Consider the following 17,077-nt stretch of genomic DNA (forward strand, 5'->3'; position numbering starts at 1 on the left):
GGTATTGTTCGTACAGGTGTTCGAGTAGCGTGGAGGGGGTGATGACGGTGGACGGCACGGTGGTGGGCATGGTGGTCGGCAGCCGGTTCGGCCTCACCCTGGGCATCGGCCAGGTCGAGGTCTACGCCTCCGCCGCCGCCCGCGCCGCCGTCCTGGAAGCAGAACGCCTGGCCCAGGTCGCCGCTGGCTACCCCGACGAGGCGATCCACCGCCCGACCCGGCTCTCCGAGCTGCTGGTCGACCACGCCGACCGCGCCGGCATCCACGCCGTGCTGCGCGACGTCGCCGAGGCCCAGGCCGAACTGCACGCCCTGCAGGCCGCCGCCATCACCCGCCTGGCCGCCCTCCAACCCGGCACCACCGCACTCCCCGGCGCCGCCGACCATGCCGACGACAGGCCCGCCGATGACAGGGCCGCCGATGACTGGGTCGCCGACGAAGTCGCCGTCGTGCTGGGCATCGCCACCAGCTCGGCAGCCACCCTGGTGGGCAAGCAACGCGCCCTGGTCGACCAGCTCCCCCAGGTCTGGGCCGCCCTGGCCGAAGGCCGCATCGACGTCCGCCGCGCCACCGTGCTGGTCGACACCCTCGCCCACCGCAAGCACTCCGCCGGCGGCGCCCTGCCCGACGACGTCGTCGACCACGCCGCCCACCAAGGCCTGGCCTGGATCGCTGAGGGCATCGGCCCCACACCTCTGGCCGACCGCGTCGCCGGCGTGCTCATCGCCGCCGACCCCGCCGAAGCCGAGCGCCGCGCCGAACGCCGCCGAGCCAAGCAGAACACCACCACGGTGGGCACCGGCGACGGCCTGGCCACCTTCCGCAGCGACCACCTCGACGCCGACCACGCCGCCCAGATGCAGACCGTCATCGACGCCATGGCCGCCACCATGAAACGCAACGGCGACCGCCGCCCCATCGGCGTCCTGCGCACCCACGCCCACCACCAGCTCATCACCCGCCCCTGGCAGGCCCTCCCCGACGACGTCGCCGCCGCCCGCTGGAACCTCAACCTGCGCGCCGACCTCGCCGACCTCGACCACGAAGGCCCCCTCGGCACCGCACCGACGCCGACCGCGGCCAGCAGCGAAGACCCGGGCACACGCGACCCCGACGACCCCGACGACCCCGACGACCTCAGGGTCTGCGGGTCGGGCGTGGGCGCCATCGGTGGGCTACCGGTGTCCCCCGTCGCCGTCGCCGACCTCCTCGCCCGCGTCGACGCCCTCCTCCGCACCGGAACCCCCGGCCGCACGGGCGGCGGCCAGCTCACGGGCAACGTCTGGTTCCAGATCGTCGACGCCACCGGCCGACTGCGCGCCCTCACCACCCTCACCGAAGCCCGCGCCGCCCTCCGCCGCGGCACCGGCCTGGGCCCACCACCCGCCATCGACCGCTACACCCCCACCCCCGCCCAGATCCGCTTCATCAAGGCCCGCGACCAGCACTGCCGCTTCCCCGGCTGCCACCGCCCCGCCGAGTACGCCGACCTCGACCACGTCATCCCCTACGACCACCACGACCCCCACCACGGCGGACCCACCTGCATCACCAACCTGGTCTGCCTGTGCCGCCACCACCACCGCCTCAAGACCCACGCCGAAGGCTGGCACTTCGCCATGGACCCCGACGGCACCCTCCACGTCACCCCACCCGGTGGCCCAACCCGCACCACCCGACCAACCACCCTGGCCGAAGCACACGTCGGCACCGAGGTCGACCACGTCATCGAGCTGCTCGGCCCCATCCCGAAGCGCTACCGCACCCCCACCCCAGCCGAACGCGCCACCCGACGAGCAGCTGCCGCCGAACGCGCCCGCCTCGCCGCACAGATCGACGCCGACCTCGACGCCGCCCTCGCCCGCGCCGCCGCAGGCCTCCCCCTCTGGCCCACCACCGACGCACCGGACGACGACCAGGACCCGCCGCCGTTCTGACGCCCACCCGCTCGCGCCACCTGCGTGCCCTCGAGCTGCTGCGGACCAGCTGGCCCGGTGGTCAGCGGCTCGCCTCAGGGGACGTCCGACTCGCCCGCGGAGCCCGGTCGGTCGGGCAGGTCGGTGGCCAACCCGGCGCGGAGCACGTCGTCCACACCACGCAGCGGGGAGAGCACCTCCTCCGGGGGCGACGTGAACACCCCGACGACGTCGCGCTCGCCCCGGGCGGGGTCCGGGGTGTACACGAGTGCTTCCCGGACCAGGTCGAACGCCACGTCGGTCCCCCGCGGGTCGAGCCGGTGCCAGCGACCGGCCACCGACACCGCGACCAGCCCGTGCACGACGTGGCCGCCGCTGGGGGCGGCCAGCCGCTGGTAGCAGAGACCGGCCGGCACCCCGTGCGCCCGCAGCAGGGCGACGAGCAGGTGCGACTGCGCGTAGCAGAGCCCGACACCGGCCTCGGCCACCTCCGAAGCGCGCACCGTCACCCGCGGGTCGGCCACGTCGTAGGAGTGGTCGACCCGATCACGCACGTGCTCGAAGGCCCTGCGGGCGTAGGTGACGTCGTCGGGACGGTCGTGCGCCAAGGACCAGCGCACGGCCTGCACCGCCGGGTGCCCGAGGTCGACGACGTCGTCCGCGGCCAGGAACCCGGGCGGGGCGGTGCGGAGGTCCGTGGTCACGCCACCCGCCAGCTGTCACCGGCCCCGCGCACCACCTGGCCGGTCGCCGACAGCTTGGCCAGCGTGGCCCGGGTCGACTGCTCGGCCGCCGGCCACACCGCCCGCGGCACCTCGGCGTAGACGTGCGCCACCAGCTCGGCCACGGTCCGCGCACCCGAGAGCAGGGCGTCGAGCAGCTGCCACTCCCGGTGGGCGCGGTGCGCGGCGTAGAACTCGAGCACGGCGCCGACGTCCTCGGTCAGCTCGGGCCCGTGCCCGCAGTACAGCGCCGCCGGCCCCAGCCGGTGCACCCGCCGCAGCGAGTCCAGGTAGGCCAGCACGTCGCCCTCGGGGTGCGTCACCACCGACGTGCCGCGCCCCAGCACGTGGTCCCCCACCAGCACCGACCCGGTCTCGGTGCGGAAGGCCAGGTGGTCCCGGGTGTGACCGGGCGTCGCGACCACCGACAGCGTCGTCCCCGCGAGGGCGACCGTGTCCCCGTCCTCGAGCACCCGCCCCCCAGGCCCGGTGACCTCACGACTGCCCGCCGCCACCGGCACGCCGAAGCGAGCGGCCCAGGGCAGGGCCGCCTCGGCGTGGTCGCCGTGGTGGTGGGTGACCAGCACACCGACGACCTCGGCGTCGCGGGCGGCCAGCACCTCGGCCACCGCGGCCAGGTGCGCGGGGTCGTCGGGCCCGGGGTCGACCACGACGACCTGGCCGCTGCCCGGCGCGCCGACCACGTAGGTGTTGGTGCCGTCGAGGGTCATCGGCGACGGGTTGGGCGCCAGCACCCGGGTCACCAGCGGCTCGGGCTCGGCGGTGCGGGCCAGCTCGCCCGGCGCAGGCAACGACCAGCTGCGGCGGGGGTCGACCGGGGCGTCCACGCCGACGACCGTAGCCGGGCGCGGATCGCCCACCCCCGCTAGCGTCGTCGCCATGCGCATGCGACCGGCACTGGCCGCCCTGTCCGCCACGGCCCTGCTGGGCCTCGCCGCCTGCGGCGGCTCCGACGACGACTCCGCGGCGGCGACGAGCGCGGGCACCTCGGCCGAGCAGACCAGCTCGAGCTCGGCGGAGACCAGCACGGGGGCGGGCGACGACCAGACCGCGACGTTCTGCACCGAGGCCGAGCAGAGCCTCGACGGGTTCGACGACGAGCTCGACGCCGCCGGCCCCGAGGGCCTGGTCACCATCCTCCCGCAGGTGGTCGACGCCATCGACGCCCTCGACCCGCCGGCGGCCATCGCCGGTGACGTGCAGACCTTGCGCGACGCCTACGACCAGCTGGCCCAGGCCGCCGCCGCCAACGACCTCACCACCCCCGAGGGCCAGCAGGCGTTCCAGGACGCCTACGCCCAGCTCCAGCCGACCGCTCAGCCCGCCGAGGACGCCCTCGAGGACTGGACCGACGCCAACTGCGCCGACGACGGGGCCTCGCCGACCAGCTGAGGGTCGACCGCTGCCCCGCAGCGGTTCCGTAACCTGCGCGCATGCGCCTGACCACCCCCTTGAAGACCGTCGTCGCCGGCAGTGCCGCCCTGGCCCTGCTGACCGCCTGCGGCGGCGGTTCCGACGACTCCACCGCGAGCTCGCCGTCGTCCGCGGCGTCCAGCTCCGCCGCCGACGAGGGCGCCGAGGCCACCGACCCTGCGGCCGCCGAGTTCTGCGCCGACGCCGAAGCCGCGTTCAGCGAGCTCGACGGCGTCACCGGGACCACCGACCCCTCGGCCCTGCCGTCGATCTTCGCGCAGGCCTCCGACCAGCTCAGCTCCATCGAGCCGCCGGCCGAGATCGCCGACTCCTGGGGCACCCTGACCGACACCCTGGCCCAGGCCGTGCAGGACGTCCAGGGCCTCGACCTCACCACCCCCGAGGGTCAGCAGGCCTTCACCGAGGCCTTCTCCGGGCTCGAGGACACCGCCTCGGCCGCACAGGAGGAGGTCAGCGCCTACGTGGACGCCAACTGCGACCTGCCGACCGGGAGCGCCCCGGCCACCAGCTGACGACCCGTCAGCCGAACCGCGCTGCCCGGTGGTCGCCCCGCCGGGCAGCGCGGTGTCCGTAGCCTCACCGCCATGCGCCTGACCACCCCCGTGAAGACCGTCGTCGCCGGCAGTGCCGCCCTGGCCCTGCTCACCGCGTGCAGCGGTGGCTCCGACGACACCGCGGCGACCTCGTCGGCCACCTCGACCTCGGCCGCGCCCTCCTCGGCGGAGCAGTCCTCCGGTGACCTGGACGCCGACACCGCCGCGTTCTGCAGCGACACCACCTCGGCGTTCGCCGACCTGGAGTCGGCGTTCAGCAGCGCCGGCGACGACCCGACGGCCATCCCGACCCTGCTCGCGCAGGCGTCCGAGCGCCTGCAGGGCATCGAGCCCCCGGCCGAGATCAGCGACGCGTGGACCCGTTTCACCGGCGCCCTCGACACCGCCGCCACCGCGGTCCAGGGTGTCGACCTGACCACCCCCGAGGGGCAGCAGCAGTTCGCCACCGCGTTCGGCGCGCTGCAGACCACCGCGGCCCAGGACCAGACGGAGCTGCAGGACTACCTGTCCTCCACCTGCGGCATCGACGCCGCCGAGCCCAGCGCCACGGCGACCAGCTGACCCGGCGGGCCCAGCGACCCGGTCGGCGTCAGCAGCCGCGGATGCTCACCCCGCGGGCCGACATCCACGGCACGGGGTCGACCGCACCGCTGTACATGGCACCGTTGGGGTGCACCTCGAAGTGCAGGTGCGGGCCGGTGGACTGGCCCTCGTTGCCGACGTCGGCGATCTGCTCGCCCGCCGAGACCCGCTCACCGGCCCGGACGTAGTAGCGGCTGACGTGGCCGTAGACGGTGACCGCGCCGTCGTCGCCGCGGACGTAGACCGCCTGGCCGAAACCGGTGGCCGCACCGGCCCGCTGCACGGTGCCCGACGTCGCGGCGTAGACCGGCGTCCCGATGGGGGCGGCGATGTCGACCCCGTTGTGCGTGGTGCCCCAGCGCGACCCGAAGCAGCTGCTGGTGCGCCCCGCCGCCGGCAGCACGTAGCCACCGCCACCGCCACCGCCGCCGTCCCCGCCGACCGAGGTCGGCGGCGGCGGGGCCTGCCGGGCCGCGGCCGCGGCCGCCGCAGCGGCGGCGGCCGCCTGCTGCTGCGCCCGGGCGGCCGCGGCCTCCTCGGCGGCCTTCTGGTCCAGCCACGCCTGGTAGGCGTTGCGGGCCCCCTGCAGGGACAGCAGCTGGATCTGCGCGGCCTGCAGCTGGGCCTCGTAGCTCGTCTTCTCCGCGCTCACCTGCGCGACCGCGGCCTGCTGGGCGGCGACCTGCGAGTCCGCGGCGCTCTTGGCGTCGGCCGCGGCCTGCTCGGCGGCCGCCTGCTGGTCCAGCGCCTGCCGGGCTGCGGAGTCGGCGTTGGCCTGGGCCACCTGCGCGACCTCGAGCTCGCCCAGGACGTCGACCTGGTTGTCGGCCACCCACTCCAGCATCGCGGCGCGCTCGACCAGCTCGCCCGGTCCGCGGGCGTCCAGCAGCACCACCGCGGTGGTCAGCGTGGCGCCGTTCATGTAGGTGTCCCGGGAGAACGCCGAGATGCGGGCCTGCGACGCGGTCACCTGGTCGGTGGCCACGGCGAGGGCAGTCGCGGTCTGGTCCGCCGCGGCCTGGGCGATGCCCAGGGCCTCCTGGGCGGCCTCGTAGGCGATGCCGGCCGACTCGGCCTGCACCGACGCCTGCTCCAGCTGCGCCTGGGCGCCGGCCACCAGACCGGCGATGCGCCCGACCTCGGCCGCGGCCGCGTCCTGGGCGGCCTGCGCCGCGGTCAGCTCGCCGTCGCTCGGGTTGCCCGGCGCCGCGGGGACGGCGAAGGCCGGACCGGCGCCGAGCAGGACCGTGGAGGCCGCGAGGGCAGCCACGAGGGTGGCACGCAGCGGGCGCTGCGACATGGTGCGCTCCCTGGGGAAGAGGGATGGCGGAGGAGCCGATGGACTGTCCCACCAGCCCCACCAGTCACATGCGCAACACGCCGGGGCAGCCTGGACCAGTCCGTCACGAACCGTCGGCCCGTTCCGTCTGTCCCTGTTCCATCGACACGGCCCGGTCCGACCTTGAGCACGACTTCAGTCGACGAGCGGATCTCGCTCCAGCTCGTGGGCCAACGCGTCGAGCTCGCCCCCGCCGGACATGAGCTCGACCAGCTCCTCGCGGGTCAGCTCGGCCCTCGCGCGGTCGGCGATGCTCTGCCCCCGGCGCAGCACCAGGAAGCGGTCCCCCACCGGGTAGGCGTGGTGCGGGTTGTGGGTGATGAACACGACCCCCAGGCCCCGCTCGCGGGCCCGCGCGACGTAGCGCAGCACCACACCGGACTGGGTGACGCCCAGGGCGGCCGTGGGCTCGTCGAGGATCAGCACGCGGGCGCCGAAGTGCACTGCCCGCGCGATGGCCACGCACTGCCGCTCGCCCCCGGAGAGGGTGCCGATGGGCTGGTCGACGTCCCGCAGGGAGATGCCCATGGCGGCCATCTCCTCGTGCGTGGTCCGCTTCATGAGGTCGACGTCGAGCAGGCGCAGCGGGCCGCGGCGCGGCTCGGAGCCCAGGAAGAAGTTGCGCCAGACCGGCATGAGCGGGACGACGGCGAGGTCCTGATAGACCGTCGCGATGCCCAGGGCCAGGGCGTCGCGCGGGCTGGTCATGTGCTGCTCGACCCCGTCCACGCGGTAGGTGCCCTCGGTGTGCTGGTGCGCCCCGGACAGGATCTTGATGAACGTGGACTTGCCGGCACCGTTGTCACCGAGCACGCACGTCACCTCGCCGGCCCGCACGGTCGTGGTGACCCCGCGCAGCGCCACGACCGACCCGTAGGTCTTGCCCAGGTCGGTCACCTCGATCAGCGGGGCGCTCACCGCAGCCGCTCCGCCCGCACCCGCACCGCGTTGTTGACCAGCACGGCAGCCAGCAGCATCACGCCCAGGAAGGCGTAGAGCCAGTTGCTGTCCCAGCCGGCGTAGACCACGCCCTGCCGGGTCATGCCGTAGATCAGCGCGCCCAGCGCCGCGCCCACCGCCGACCCGTAGCCACCGGTGAGCAGGCACCCGCCGACGACGGCGCAGATGATGTACACGAACTCGTCGCCCACGCCGGTCGAGCTCTGCACGGTCGAGCTCTGGAACAGGCTGATCATGCCGACCAGCCACCCCGCCCCGGCCGTCGTCATGAACAGCCCCACCTTCGTGCGGGCCACCGGCACCCCGGTGGCCCGGGCGCTGGTCTGCGCCCCGCCGACGGCGAACACCCAGTTTCCGGCCCGGGTGCGCAGCAGCACCAGCGTGGCCACGGCGGTGACCGCCAGGAACCACAGCACCGACACCGAGATGCTGGCCCCGCCGAGGGAGAAGCCCCCGCCGAACAGCGGCCGCACCGAGTCGACGTGGGGCACGTCGGCGAACCCCTGGACGGCGACCTGGCCGTAGACCAGCTTGACCAGCGCCAGGTCGATGCCCTGCAGCACGAAGAAGGTGCCCAGGGTGACGATGAAGCTGGGCAGGCCGGTGCGGACGACGAGCACCCCGTTGAGCGCGCCGATGGCCAGCGCGACGACCAGGGCGACCAGGACGGCGACCCACACGTTGAGCCCGTAGCCGGTGGTGGCGACCCCGACGAGCAGGCCCGTGGCCCCCGTCATCGCACCGGCGGAGAGGTCGAACTCGCCGCCGATCATGAGCATCGCCACCGCCACGGCCATGATCCCGAAGCGGGACGCCGAGTTCAGCCACGTGCCGACGCCCGAGGGCGTGAGGAACTGGTCGGCGACGACGGTGAAGAACACCAGCACGGCGAGCGCCGCGACGGCCGCCCCGACCTCGGGCCGGCGGAGCACCCGGGTGGTGGCCCGGGTCGGGACGGCTGTGGTCATCGGGTGCCGTTGGCGGCGTACCGGGCGACGTCGGCGGCGTTGTCCGAGGTGACGAAGGCCGGGCCGGAGTTGACCGGCTGGCCACCGCCGACGACGTTGCCGTTGGTCGCGTAGAGCTGCAGGAACGAGACCGGCAGGTAGCCCTGCAGGTAGGGCTGCTGGTCGACGGCGAAGGTGATGTCGCCGGCGGTGATCGCGTCGAGCACGTCGGAGGAGATGTCGAAGGTGTCGATCTGGGCCGAGGTGCCCGCGTCGCCCTGGGCCGCGACCGCGGCGACCGCGACCTGGCCCTGCAGCGCGAGGACCGTGCCCACGCTCGGGTCCGACTGCAGCTTGGACAGGATGGTGTCCTGCACCTGGGCGGTGTCGGTGCCGTCGACCTGCAGGTTCTCCACCTCGCCGGCGTAGGTCGAGGCGACCGCCGAGCAGCGGTCCTCCAGGCCGATGTTGCCGGCCTCGTGGATGACGCACAGGACCTTGCCGGTCTGGCCCTCCTCGTTCAGCCGGGCGCCGACCGCCTCGCCGGCGGTGGTCTCGTCCTGGCCGACGTGGGTGATCGCGCCGAACTCGGCCGAGCGGCCCTGCCCGGAGTTGATCGTGATGACCGGGATGCCGGCGGCGACCGCGGCCTCGACCGAGTCGCGCAGGCCGTCGGGGTTGGCCATGGAGACGACGATGCCGTCGACGCCCTGGGACACGGCGTTGTCGATCAGCTCGGCCTGCCGGGTCGGGTCGGGGTCGCTGTTGTAGTCGACCGTGACGCCGAGGTCCTCGCCGGCCTGGTCGGCGCCGGAGCGGACGACGTCCCAGAACGAGTCACCGGGGGCGCCGTGGGTGATGACGGCGATGTCGAGGTCGGCGCCGGCGGCGTCGCCGGAGGTGTCCTCCCGCCCGGTGCCGCTGCAGGCGCTGAGGGCCAGGACGCCGGCGAGGGTGCCGGCGACGGCGAGCGCGCGGGCAGATCGGGTGATGCGCATGGGTGGGACTTCCTCCTGCAGAGCGGGCATACCAGTGGACGAGTATGTCTGGTCCGCGCTCAGGGGGTCAGCAGGCTCATCTCGAAGGAGTACCGGTCGGCCACGTAGACGTGCTGGCCGTGCTCGACCGGGGTGCCGTGCCGGTCGTAGGAGGTGCGCTCCATCGTGAGCAGGATCGCCCCCGGCGGGGTGTCGAGCAGCTCGGCCTCCTCGGGGGTGGCCGGGCGCGCGCCGATGACCTGCCGGGCCGTGCGCATCTCCAGGCCCGCGGCCCGGATCAGCGCGTAGAGGCCGGTGCGCTCCAGCTCGGCGTCGTCGAGGTCGAGCAACCCCGCGCGCACCCAGTTGGTCAGCCGGGCGATCGGCGCGCCGCGCACGGCCCGCAGCCGGACGACGGTCACCGCGTCCGCCCCCGCCGGGATGCCCAGCGCACGGGCGGTGCCGGGGTCGGCCGGTCCGGTGGTGTGCGACAGCACGCGGGTGGCTGGGTCCTCGTCGGCGCGCACCAGCTCGTCGTAGCTGCTCGTCGGCTCCGGCGGGGGCAACCGCAGGGGCGAGCCCACCCGGGTGCCCGCCCCGCGCCGGCGCACGATGAGGCCCTGCTCGACGAGGTAGCGCATCGCCTGGCGCAGGGTCGGCCGGGAGAGCCCGAGGGAGTCGGCCAGGGCGACCTCGTTGTCCAGCCGGGTGCCCGGCGGCAGCCGGCCCGAGGCGATGCCCTGCTCGAGGAACCGGGCGACCTGGCGGTACAGCGGCACGGAGCTGGTGCGGTCCAGCCGCAGCCCGGCGACGAGGTCGGACACCCGCTCGGTCTCCCGCACCCTCGTCCTCCTCGGTGGCTCCTGCTCGACGCACCAGCCTGTCATGCCGGGGGCTCGTAGGCTCTGCGACGTGGACGTCTTCGGCTCCGGGCACGAGCAAGTGGTCTTCTGCACCGACGAGGAGTCCGGGCTGCGGGCGGTCATCGCGATCTACTCGACCGCCCTCGGGCCGGCCCTGGGCGGCACCCGCTTCTTCCCCTACGCCTCCGAGGCCGAGGCCGTCGCCGACGCGCTGGCCCTCTCGAAGGCGATGGCCTACAAGAACAGCCTGGCCGGGCTCGACCTCGGCGGCGGCAAGGGCGTGGTCATCGGGGACCCCGCGCGGCACAGGACCGAGGCGCTGCTGCGCGCCTACGGCCGGTTCGTCGAGTCCCTCGGCGGGCGCTACCTCACCGCCTGCGACGTCGGCACCTCCAACGCCGACCTCGACGTCGTGGCCCGCGAGACCCGCTACGCCCACGGCCGCTCGCTGGCCCGCGGCGGGTGCGGCGACTCCTCGGTGCTCACCGCGTACGGCGTCTTCCAGGGCATGCGGGCCGCGGCGCAGCACCGCTGGGGCACACCGTCGCTGGCGGGGCGGACGGTCGCGGTCGCCGGCGTCGGCAAGGTCGGGTCGTGGCTGGTCGACTCGCTGGTCGAGGACGGCGCCTCCGTGGTGGTCACCGACGTCGACGCGGCCGCGGTCGAGCGGGTGCTCGCCAAGCACCCCGCCGCCCGCGCCGTGGCCGACACCGCCGAGCTGGTGCGCACCCCGCACGACGTCTACGCCCCCTGTGCCCTGGGCGGCGCGCTCGACGACGCCACCGTCGCCGTCCTGCCCGCGGAGGTCGTGTGCGGCGGTGCCAACAACCAGCTCGTGCACGACGGCACCGCGCAGCTGCTGGCCGACCGGGGCATCCTCTACGCCCCCGACTACCTGGTGAACGCCGGCGGGGTCATCCAGGTGGAGGACGAGCGGCACGGCTTCGACTTCGCCCGGGCCGAGGCCAACGCCGCGACCATCTTCGACGTGGCCCTCCGGGTCTTCGCCGCCGCCGACGCCGAGGGGGTCACCCCGGCCGTGGCCGCCGACCGCCTGGCCGAGGAACGGATGCGCTCCGTGGGCCGGCTCTCGGCCATCCGGTTGCCCGGGACACGCTGAGACCCCGATCACGGCCAGGCCGCCTGACCTGCCCGTCCGGGGGACTCGCGACGAGGACGTGTGCCGAGCCCCGATCCGTGACGTAAGCTCGTCGGCGGACACAATCACTCAGTCGGGGTCGCCAGTCGGGCCGTCCAAGCCCAGCGCTGGACGGCCGCCACTCCGTAACGAGGGGGTCGAGCCATGGGGCGCGGCCGAGCGAAGGCCAAGCAGACACGCGTGGCCCGTGAGCTCAAGTACAGCTCACCCACCACCGACCTGACTGCGCTGCAGCGGGAACTCGGTGGTCAGCCGTCGTCCTTCCCGGCCCGCGGGCCCAAGGACGACGACGAGGACGACATCGCCTCGCGATGGATCGACGACGACGACTCGGACGACGGCTGGGTCGCCAGCCGCTGATCCGCGTGGGTCGTCGACCCAGCTGGACCGCACCACCGCACCACCACGAGCACCGCCGTCCCGCCAGGACGGCGGTGCTGTCGTGCTGCCTCAGCGGTAGTCGCCCACCAGGTGGGCAGCGGGCGCGTCGGCGTCCGACCGCCGTCCGACCGTGCCCGCGACCCAGGCGGGCACGCCGCGCGCGGTGAGCAGGGCGACCGTGCGGTCAGCAGCCTCGGGGGCGACGGCGGCGACCATGCCGACGCCGCAGTTGAAGGCGCGCTCGGACTCTGCGCGCGGCACGCCGTGCGACTCCAGCAGGTGCACCGCGGCCGGCAGGGCCCACGTGCTGCGGTCGAGCTCGGCGACCAGCCCGTCGGGGACGACGCGGGCGGCGTTGCCGGCCAGCCCGCCGCCGGTGATGTGCGCGAAGGCGTGCACCTGCGCGACCCCGAGCTCGGCGACCAGTGCGAGGCAGTCGAGGGCGTAGATGCGCGTCGGCTCGAGCAGGGTGGCGCCCAGCTCGCGGTCGAGGCCGGCCGGGGTGGAGCGCAGGTCCAGGCCCGCCTCGGCGACCACCCGGCGCACCAGGGAGTAGCCGTTGGAATGGAAGCCCGAGGAGGCCATGGCCACCACGACGTCGCCCTCGCGCACCCGCTCGGGGCCCAGCACCGCGTCGGCCTCGACGACGCCGACCGCGGTGGCGGCCAGGTCGTACTCGTCGGCGCCCATGAGGTCGCCGTGCTCGGCGGTCTCGCCGCCGACCAGCGAGGCACCGGCCAGGCGGCACCCGGTGGCGATGCCGGTGACGATCGCGGCGATGCGCTCGGGCACGACCTTCCCGCAGGCCACGTAGTCCTGCAGGAACAGCGGCTCGGCCCCGCAGGCGACGAGGTCGTCGACGCACATGGCCACCAGGTCGATGCCGACGGTGTCGTGCCGGTCCAGCTCGCGGGCCAGCGCGATCTTGGTGCCCACGCCGTCGGTGGACGACGCCAGCAGCGGCGTGCGGTACTTCTGGGTGTCCAGCGCGAACAGCCCCGCGAAGCCACCGAGGCCGCCGACCACCTCGGGGCGGTTGGTGGCCTCGACCGCACCCTTCATGAGGGCGACGGCGCGCTCGCCGGCGTCGATGTCGACGCCGGACCCGGCGTAGGTGAACCCGCTCACGGGCGGGTGAGGGCGTCGTCGGCGCCGCCGGCCACGCTGGGGCTGCCGGCCTGCTGGCCGGTCCAGCCGCTCACGGCGCGGGCGGCCTCGCGGTCGACGTCGTCGAGCACCGGCAGCGTGCGCTTGGTGATGCCCTCGAGCACGTGCTTGCCCAGGACCTCGGGCTCGCCCAGCGGGATCGGGTAGTCGCCGGTGAAGCAGGCCGAGCACAGCCGGGTGGCCGGCTGCTCGGTGGCCGCGACCATGCCGGCCTCGCTGACGTAGCCCAGCGAGTCGGCGTTGATCGAGGCGCGCACGCCGTCGGTGTCCAGGCCGTTGGCGACCAGCTCGGCGCGGCTGGCGAAGTCGATGCCGTAGAAGCACGGCCACTTCACCGGGGGCGAGGCGATGCGCACGTGCACCTCGACCGCCCCGGCCTCGCGCAGCATGCGCACCAGTGCCCGCTGGGTGTTCCCGCGCACGATCGAGTCGTCGACGACGACCAGGCGCTTGCCGCGGATGACGTCGCGCAGCGGGTTGAGCTTGAGCCGGATGCCCAGCTGGCGGATGGTCTGGCTGGGCTGGATGAACGTGCGGCCCACGTAGGAGTTCTTGACCAGGCCCAGCCCGTAGGGGATGCCCGAGGCCTCGGCGTAGCCGACCGCGGCCGGGGTGCCCGACTCGGGGACGGGGATGACCAGGTCGGCCTCGACCGGGTGCTCGCGGGCCAGCCGCCGGCCGATCTCGACCCGGGCGGCGTGCACCCCGCGGCCGGAGATCGTGGTGTCGGGGCGGGCGAGGTAGACGTACTCGAACACGCAACCCTTGGGCTCGGCGGGGGCGAAGTGCTGGGAGCGCAGCCCGTCCTCGTCGATGGCGATGAGCTCGCCGGGCTCGACCTCGCGCACGTAGGAGGCGCCGACGATGTCCAGGGCGGCGGTCTCGCTGGCCACGACCCACCCGCGCTCGAGCCGCCCGAGCACCAGCGGGCGCACGCCCTGGGCGTCGCGGGCGGCGTAGAGGGTGGTCTCGTCCATGAAGGTGAAGCTGAACGCGCCGCGCAGGGCGGGCAGCACCTGCATCGCGGCGGCCTCGACCGAGAGGTCCTGCTTGGCGGCGATGAGCGCGGTGACGATGTCGGAGTCGGTGGTGGCCGAGAACGCCCCCGACACCCCCTCGTCGGCGGCGCGGCTGGCCAGCTCGGCGGTGTTCACCAGGTTGCCGTTGTGGCACAGCGCGATGCCGCTGCCCCCGCCCGTGGTGCGGAAGGTGGGCTGGGCGTTCTCCCAGGTGGAGGCGCCGGTCGTGGAGTACCGGGTGTGCCCGACGGCGAGGAAGCCGTGCAGGCTGGAGAGCGTCGACTCGTCGAAGACCTGGCTGACCAGGCCGAGGTCCTTGTAGACCACGACGGAGGCGCCGTCGGACACCGCGATGCCCGCCGCCTCCTGACCGCGGTGCTGGAGGGCGTACAGACCGAAGTAGGTGAGCTTGGCGACCTCCTCCCCCGGTGCCCAGACACCGAAGACGCCGCAGGCGTCCTGGGGTCCGGCGTCCTGGGGGTCGAGGTCGTGCGTCAGCCGTCCATCACCGCGAGGCACACGACCAACAGTACCGGCAGTCCTCACGCGAGCAGTTCGCGCAGGCGGCGGGCGTTGCGGACAGCGTGGCCCTCGCCGTCGTTGTTGAAGTAGCCGAAGACCTCGGTGCCCCGCCACTCGCGGATCCGGTCGGCCCACCAGTGCAGGTCGGCGTCGGGGTAGGAGCCGGCGTAGAGGTGCTCGTGGTCGGGCCCGTGCCAGCGCACGTAGGCGAACGGCGCGGTCACCCGCAGCACGCAGGGGATGCCCGCGCCGCTGACCACGCAGTAGGCGGCGCCGTGCCGGGCGAGCAGGTCGAACACGTCCTCGTGCTGCCAGGTGGGGTGCCGCAGCTCGACGGCGACCCGCAGCCACGGGGGCAGGTGGCCCAGGAACCAGGCCAGGCGGTCGTCGTCGCGCTCGTGGTCGGGGCGCAGCTGCACCAGCAGCACGCCGCGCCGGTCGGCGAGCTCGTGCCAGCCGGCGGCCATGCGGCCGATCCAGGTCCCGGGGTCGTACAGCCGCTTGGCGTGGGTGAGGCCGCGGGCGGCCTTGACGCTCATCGCGAAGCCCGGCGGGAGGCGCTGCCGCCAGCCGGCGAACGTGGTGTCGCGCGGCCAGCGGTAGAACGAGGCGTTCAGCTCGACGGTGTCGAACTCGGCCTCGTAGTGCGCCAGCCGGTCGCGGGACGGCGTCCCCGGTGGGTAGAGGACGCCGTCCCAGTGGTCGTAGCTCCACCCCGAGGTGCCGATGCGGGCCCGGGGTGCGTCCACGTCAGGCGCCCGTCAGTGGATGTTGTCGACCTCGGCGGCGACGGTGGTGTCGTCGCCGTGCCCGGTCTTCACCACCGTGTCGCCGGGCAGCGTCAGCAGCCGCTCCTGGATGGAGTTCAGGATGGTCGGCTTGTCGCTGAACGAGCGGCCGGTGGCACCGGGGCCACCGCAGAACAGGGTGTCGCCGGTGAACACCGTGTCGAGCTCGGGGGCGTAGAGGCAGGTGCTGCCCGGGGAGTGACCCGGGGTGTGCATCGCGACCAGCTGGGTGCCCGCGACGTCGAAGGTGGTGCCCTCGACGAGGTCGTGGTCGGGCTCGGCGTCGGGGTGCACGACGTCCCACAGCATGCGGTCGGCGGACGGGAACCAGATCGGCGCCCCGGTGGCCTCGCGCAGCGCCACCGCGGCGGTGATGTGGTCGTTGTGCCCGTGGGTCAGCACGATGGCGCCCAGCGTGCGGCCGCCGATGGCCTCGAGGATGGGGGCGGCGTCGTGCGGGGCGTCGACGACCAGCACGGTCTCGTCGTCGCCGACCAGCCAGACGTTGTTGTCGACGTCGAAGTCCTGGCCGTCGAGGCTGAAGACCCCGCTGATGACCGTCTTGTCGATGCGGGCCGGCATCAGAACACCACGACCGAGCGCAGCACGTCGCCGTGGTGCATCTTCTCGAACGCGGCCTCGACGTCGCCGACGCCGATGGTCTCGGAGACGAAGGCGTCGAGGTCGAAGCGGCCCTGCAGGTACAGGTCGATGAGCATCGGGAAGTCGCGGCTGGGCAGGCAGTCGCCGTACCAGGAGGACTTCAGCGCACCGCCGCGGCCGAACACGTCGATCAGCGGCAGCGTGATCTCCATGGTCGGGTTCGGGACGCCGACGAGGACGACGGTGCCGGCGAGGTCGCGGGCGTCGAAGGCCTGCTGGTAGACCGCCGGGTGGCCGACCGCGTCGATGGCGACGTCGACGCCGAACCCGCCGGTGAGCTCCTTGATCGCGGCGACCGCGTCGGTCTCCTTGGAGTTCACGGTGTGCGTGGCGCCCAGGCCCGTCGCCCACTCCAGCTTGCGGTCGTCGATGTCGACGGCGATGACCTTCGCGGCGCCGGCCAGCTTCGCCCCGGCGATGGCCGCATCGCCCACGCCGCCGCAGCCGAACACGGCCACGGTGTCCCCGCGGCCCACGCCACCGGTGTTGATAGCGGCACCGACGCCGGCCATGACGCCGCAGCCGAGCAGGCCGGCAGCCTCCGGCTTCGCGGCCGGGTCGACCTTGGTGCACTGGCCCGAGTGGACCAGGGTCTTCTCGGCGAACGCGCCGATGCCCAGCGCCGGGGACAGCTCGGTGCCGTCCTTGAGCGTCATCTTCTGCGCGGCGTTGTGGGTGTTGAAGCAGTACCAGGGCTTGCCCTTGGTGCAGGCGCGGCACTGCCCGCAGACTGCCCGCCAGTTGAGGATGACGTAGTCGCCGACGGCGACGTTGGTGACGCCCTCGCCGATCGCCGAGACCACGCCCGCGGCCTCGTGGCCGAGCAGGAACGGGAACTCGTCGTTGATCCCGCCCTCCCGGTAGTGCAGGTCGGTGTGGCAGACCCCGCAGGCCTGCACGTCGACGACCGCCTCACCCGGCCCCGGGTCGGGGACGATGATCGTCTCGAGACTGACGGGGGCTCCCTTGCTGAGGGCGACGACGCCCTGCACCTCGTACGGCATGCAGCCGAGCTTATGGGTGGGGCCCGACATCGCCGAGGCCCGCTTCCGTGGAGCGGGAG

At 74.1% G+C, this 17,077-nt stretch carries 18 protein-coding genes; 6 read left to right on the forward strand and 12 right to left on the reverse strand.

The features are described from left to right. Positions 1–41 precede the first annotated feature (41 nt). The gene (locus tag TEK04_RS01280; RefSeq protein WP_336402587.1) at positions 42–1,937 is read left to right on the forward strand and encodes an HNH endonuclease signature motif containing protein; all 1,896 of its coding nucleotides are present in this window, start codon (positions 42–44) and stop codon (positions 1,935–1,937) included. A 74-nt stretch (positions 1,938–2,011) separates the two neighbouring features. Here TEK04_RS01280 and TEK04_RS01285 read toward each other — a convergent pair whose 3' ends face one another. After that, positions 2,012–2,620 carry a transglutaminase-like domain-containing protein gene (locus TEK04_RS01285; RefSeq protein WP_336402484.1) on the reverse strand — a complete coding sequence of 203 codons (609 nt, stop codon included), beginning with the start codon at positions 2,618–2,620 and terminating at the stop codon, positions 2,012–2,014. After that, positions 2,617–3,486 (reverse strand): MBL fold metallo-hydrolase, encoded by an 870-nt coding sequence (locus TEK04_RS01290; RefSeq protein WP_336402485.1) that lies wholly within the window; start codon positions 3,484–3,486, stop codon positions 2,617–2,619. Before TEK04_RS01290 ends, TEK04_RS01285 begins: the two co-directional genes overlap by 4 nt. A gap of 52 nt (positions 3,487–3,538) precedes the next feature. Here TEK04_RS01290 and TEK04_RS01295 point away from each other — a divergent pair, with 52 nt between their 5' ends. From TEK04_RS01295 to TEK04_RS01305, 3 genes are all read left to right on the forward strand, one after another. Next, positions 3,539–4,051 (forward strand): hypothetical protein, encoded by a 513-nt coding sequence (locus TEK04_RS01295; protein WP_336402486.1) that lies wholly within the window; start codon positions 3,539–3,541, stop codon positions 4,049–4,051. Positions 4,052–4,092: 41 nt separating this feature from the next. After that, positions 4,093–4,605, forward strand: a complete 513-nt coding sequence (locus TEK04_RS01300; RefSeq protein ID WP_336402487.1) for a hypothetical protein — start codon at positions 4,093–4,095, stop codon at positions 4,603–4,605. A gap of 72 nt (positions 4,606–4,677) precedes the next feature. Further along, on the forward strand, positions 4,678–5,208 hold the full coding sequence (locus TEK04_RS01305) for a hypothetical protein (RefSeq protein WP_336402488.1): 531 nt from the start codon (positions 4,678–4,680) through the stop codon (positions 5,206–5,208). 28 nt (positions 5,209–5,236) lie between these two features. Here TEK04_RS01305 and TEK04_RS01310 read toward each other — a convergent pair whose 3' ends face one another. The 5 genes from TEK04_RS01310 to TEK04_RS01330 form a co-directional block, all read right to left on the reverse strand. Next, positions 5,237–6,529, reverse strand: coding sequence for a peptidoglycan DD-metalloendopeptidase family protein (locus tag TEK04_RS01310; RefSeq protein ID WP_336402489.1), 1,293 nt, complete (start codon positions 6,527–6,529; stop codon positions 5,237–5,239). A 174-nt stretch (positions 6,530–6,703) separates the two neighbouring features. After that, on the reverse strand, positions 6,704–7,486 hold the full coding sequence (locus tag TEK04_RS01315; RefSeq protein ID WP_336402490.1) for an ATP-binding cassette domain-containing protein: 783 nt from the start codon (positions 7,484–7,486) through the stop codon (positions 6,704–6,706). Further along, positions 7,483–8,496: an ABC transporter permease gene (locus tag TEK04_RS01320; RefSeq protein WP_336402491.1), complete on the reverse strand. Its 1,014-nt coding sequence runs from the start codon at positions 8,494–8,496 to the stop codon at positions 7,483–7,485. The genes TEK04_RS01315 and TEK04_RS01320 overlap by 4 nt, the downstream gene beginning before the upstream one ends. After that, positions 8,493–9,473 carry a substrate-binding domain-containing protein gene (locus TEK04_RS01325; RefSeq protein WP_336402492.1) on the reverse strand — a complete coding sequence of 327 codons (981 nt, stop codon included), beginning with the start codon at positions 9,471–9,473 and terminating at the stop codon, positions 8,493–8,495. Before TEK04_RS01325 ends, TEK04_RS01320 begins: the two co-directional genes overlap by 4 nt. Positions 9,474–9,532: 59 nt before the next feature. Next, positions 9,533–10,294: a GntR family transcriptional regulator gene (locus TEK04_RS01330; RefSeq protein ID WP_336402493.1), complete on the reverse strand. Its 762-nt coding sequence runs from the start codon at positions 10,292–10,294 to the stop codon at positions 9,533–9,535. Between the two features lie 70 nt (positions 10,295–10,364). Here TEK04_RS01330 and TEK04_RS01335 point away from each other — a divergent pair, with 70 nt between their 5' ends. Together TEK04_RS01335 and TEK04_RS01340 are read left to right on the forward strand one after the other, a co-directional pair. Beyond that, positions 10,365–11,435 (forward strand): Leu/Phe/Val dehydrogenase, encoded by a 1,071-nt coding sequence (locus tag TEK04_RS01335; protein WP_336402494.1) that lies wholly within the window; start codon positions 10,365–10,367, stop codon positions 11,433–11,435. A gap of 183 nt (positions 11,436–11,618) precedes the next feature. Then, positions 11,619–11,834 carry a DUF3073 domain-containing protein gene (locus TEK04_RS01340; RefSeq protein WP_336402495.1) on the forward strand — a complete coding sequence of 72 codons (216 nt, stop codon included), beginning with the start codon at positions 11,619–11,621 and terminating at the stop codon, positions 11,832–11,834. A gap of 90 nt (positions 11,835–11,924) precedes the next feature. Here TEK04_RS01340 and purM read toward each other — a convergent pair whose 3' ends face one another. From purM to TEK04_RS01365, 5 genes are read right to left on the reverse strand one after another with little or no spacing between them, the layout of a single operon-like run. Continuing rightward, the gene (gene purM / locus TEK04_RS01345) at positions 11,925–12,983 is read right to left on the reverse strand and encodes a phosphoribosylformylglycinamidine cyclo-ligase (protein WP_336402496.1); all 1,059 of its coding nucleotides are present in this window, start codon (positions 12,981–12,983) and stop codon (positions 11,925–11,927) included. Further along, entirely contained in the window at positions 12,980–14,560 is a 1,581-nt protein-coding gene (gene purF, locus TEK04_RS01350) for an amidophosphoribosyltransferase (RefSeq protein ID WP_336402497.1), read from the reverse strand. Before purF ends, purM begins: the two co-directional genes overlap by 4 nt. Positions 14,561–14,583: 23 nt before the next feature. Next, on the reverse strand, positions 14,584–15,312 hold the full coding sequence (locus TEK04_RS01355; RefSeq protein ID WP_336402498.1) for a DUF72 domain-containing protein: 729 nt from the start codon (positions 15,310–15,312) through the stop codon (positions 14,584–14,586). A gap of 12 nt (positions 15,313–15,324) precedes the next feature. Further along, entirely contained in the window at positions 15,325–15,933 is a 609-nt protein-coding gene (locus TEK04_RS01360) for an MBL fold metallo-hydrolase (RefSeq protein ID WP_336402499.1), read from the reverse strand. Continuing rightward, positions 15,933–17,018, reverse strand: coding sequence for an S-(hydroxymethyl)mycothiol dehydrogenase (locus TEK04_RS01365; protein ID WP_336402500.1), 1,086 nt, complete (start codon positions 17,016–17,018; stop codon positions 15,933–15,935). Before TEK04_RS01365 ends, TEK04_RS01360 begins: the two co-directional genes overlap by 1 nt. Between the last annotated feature and the right edge of the window lie 59 nt (positions 17,019–17,077).

This window comes from Klenkia sesuvii, from assembly GCF_037083825.1.
In the GTDB taxonomy this organism is placed as follows: domain Bacteria; phylum Actinomycetota; class Actinomycetes; order Mycobacteriales; family Geodermatophilaceae; genus Klenkia; species Klenkia sesuvii.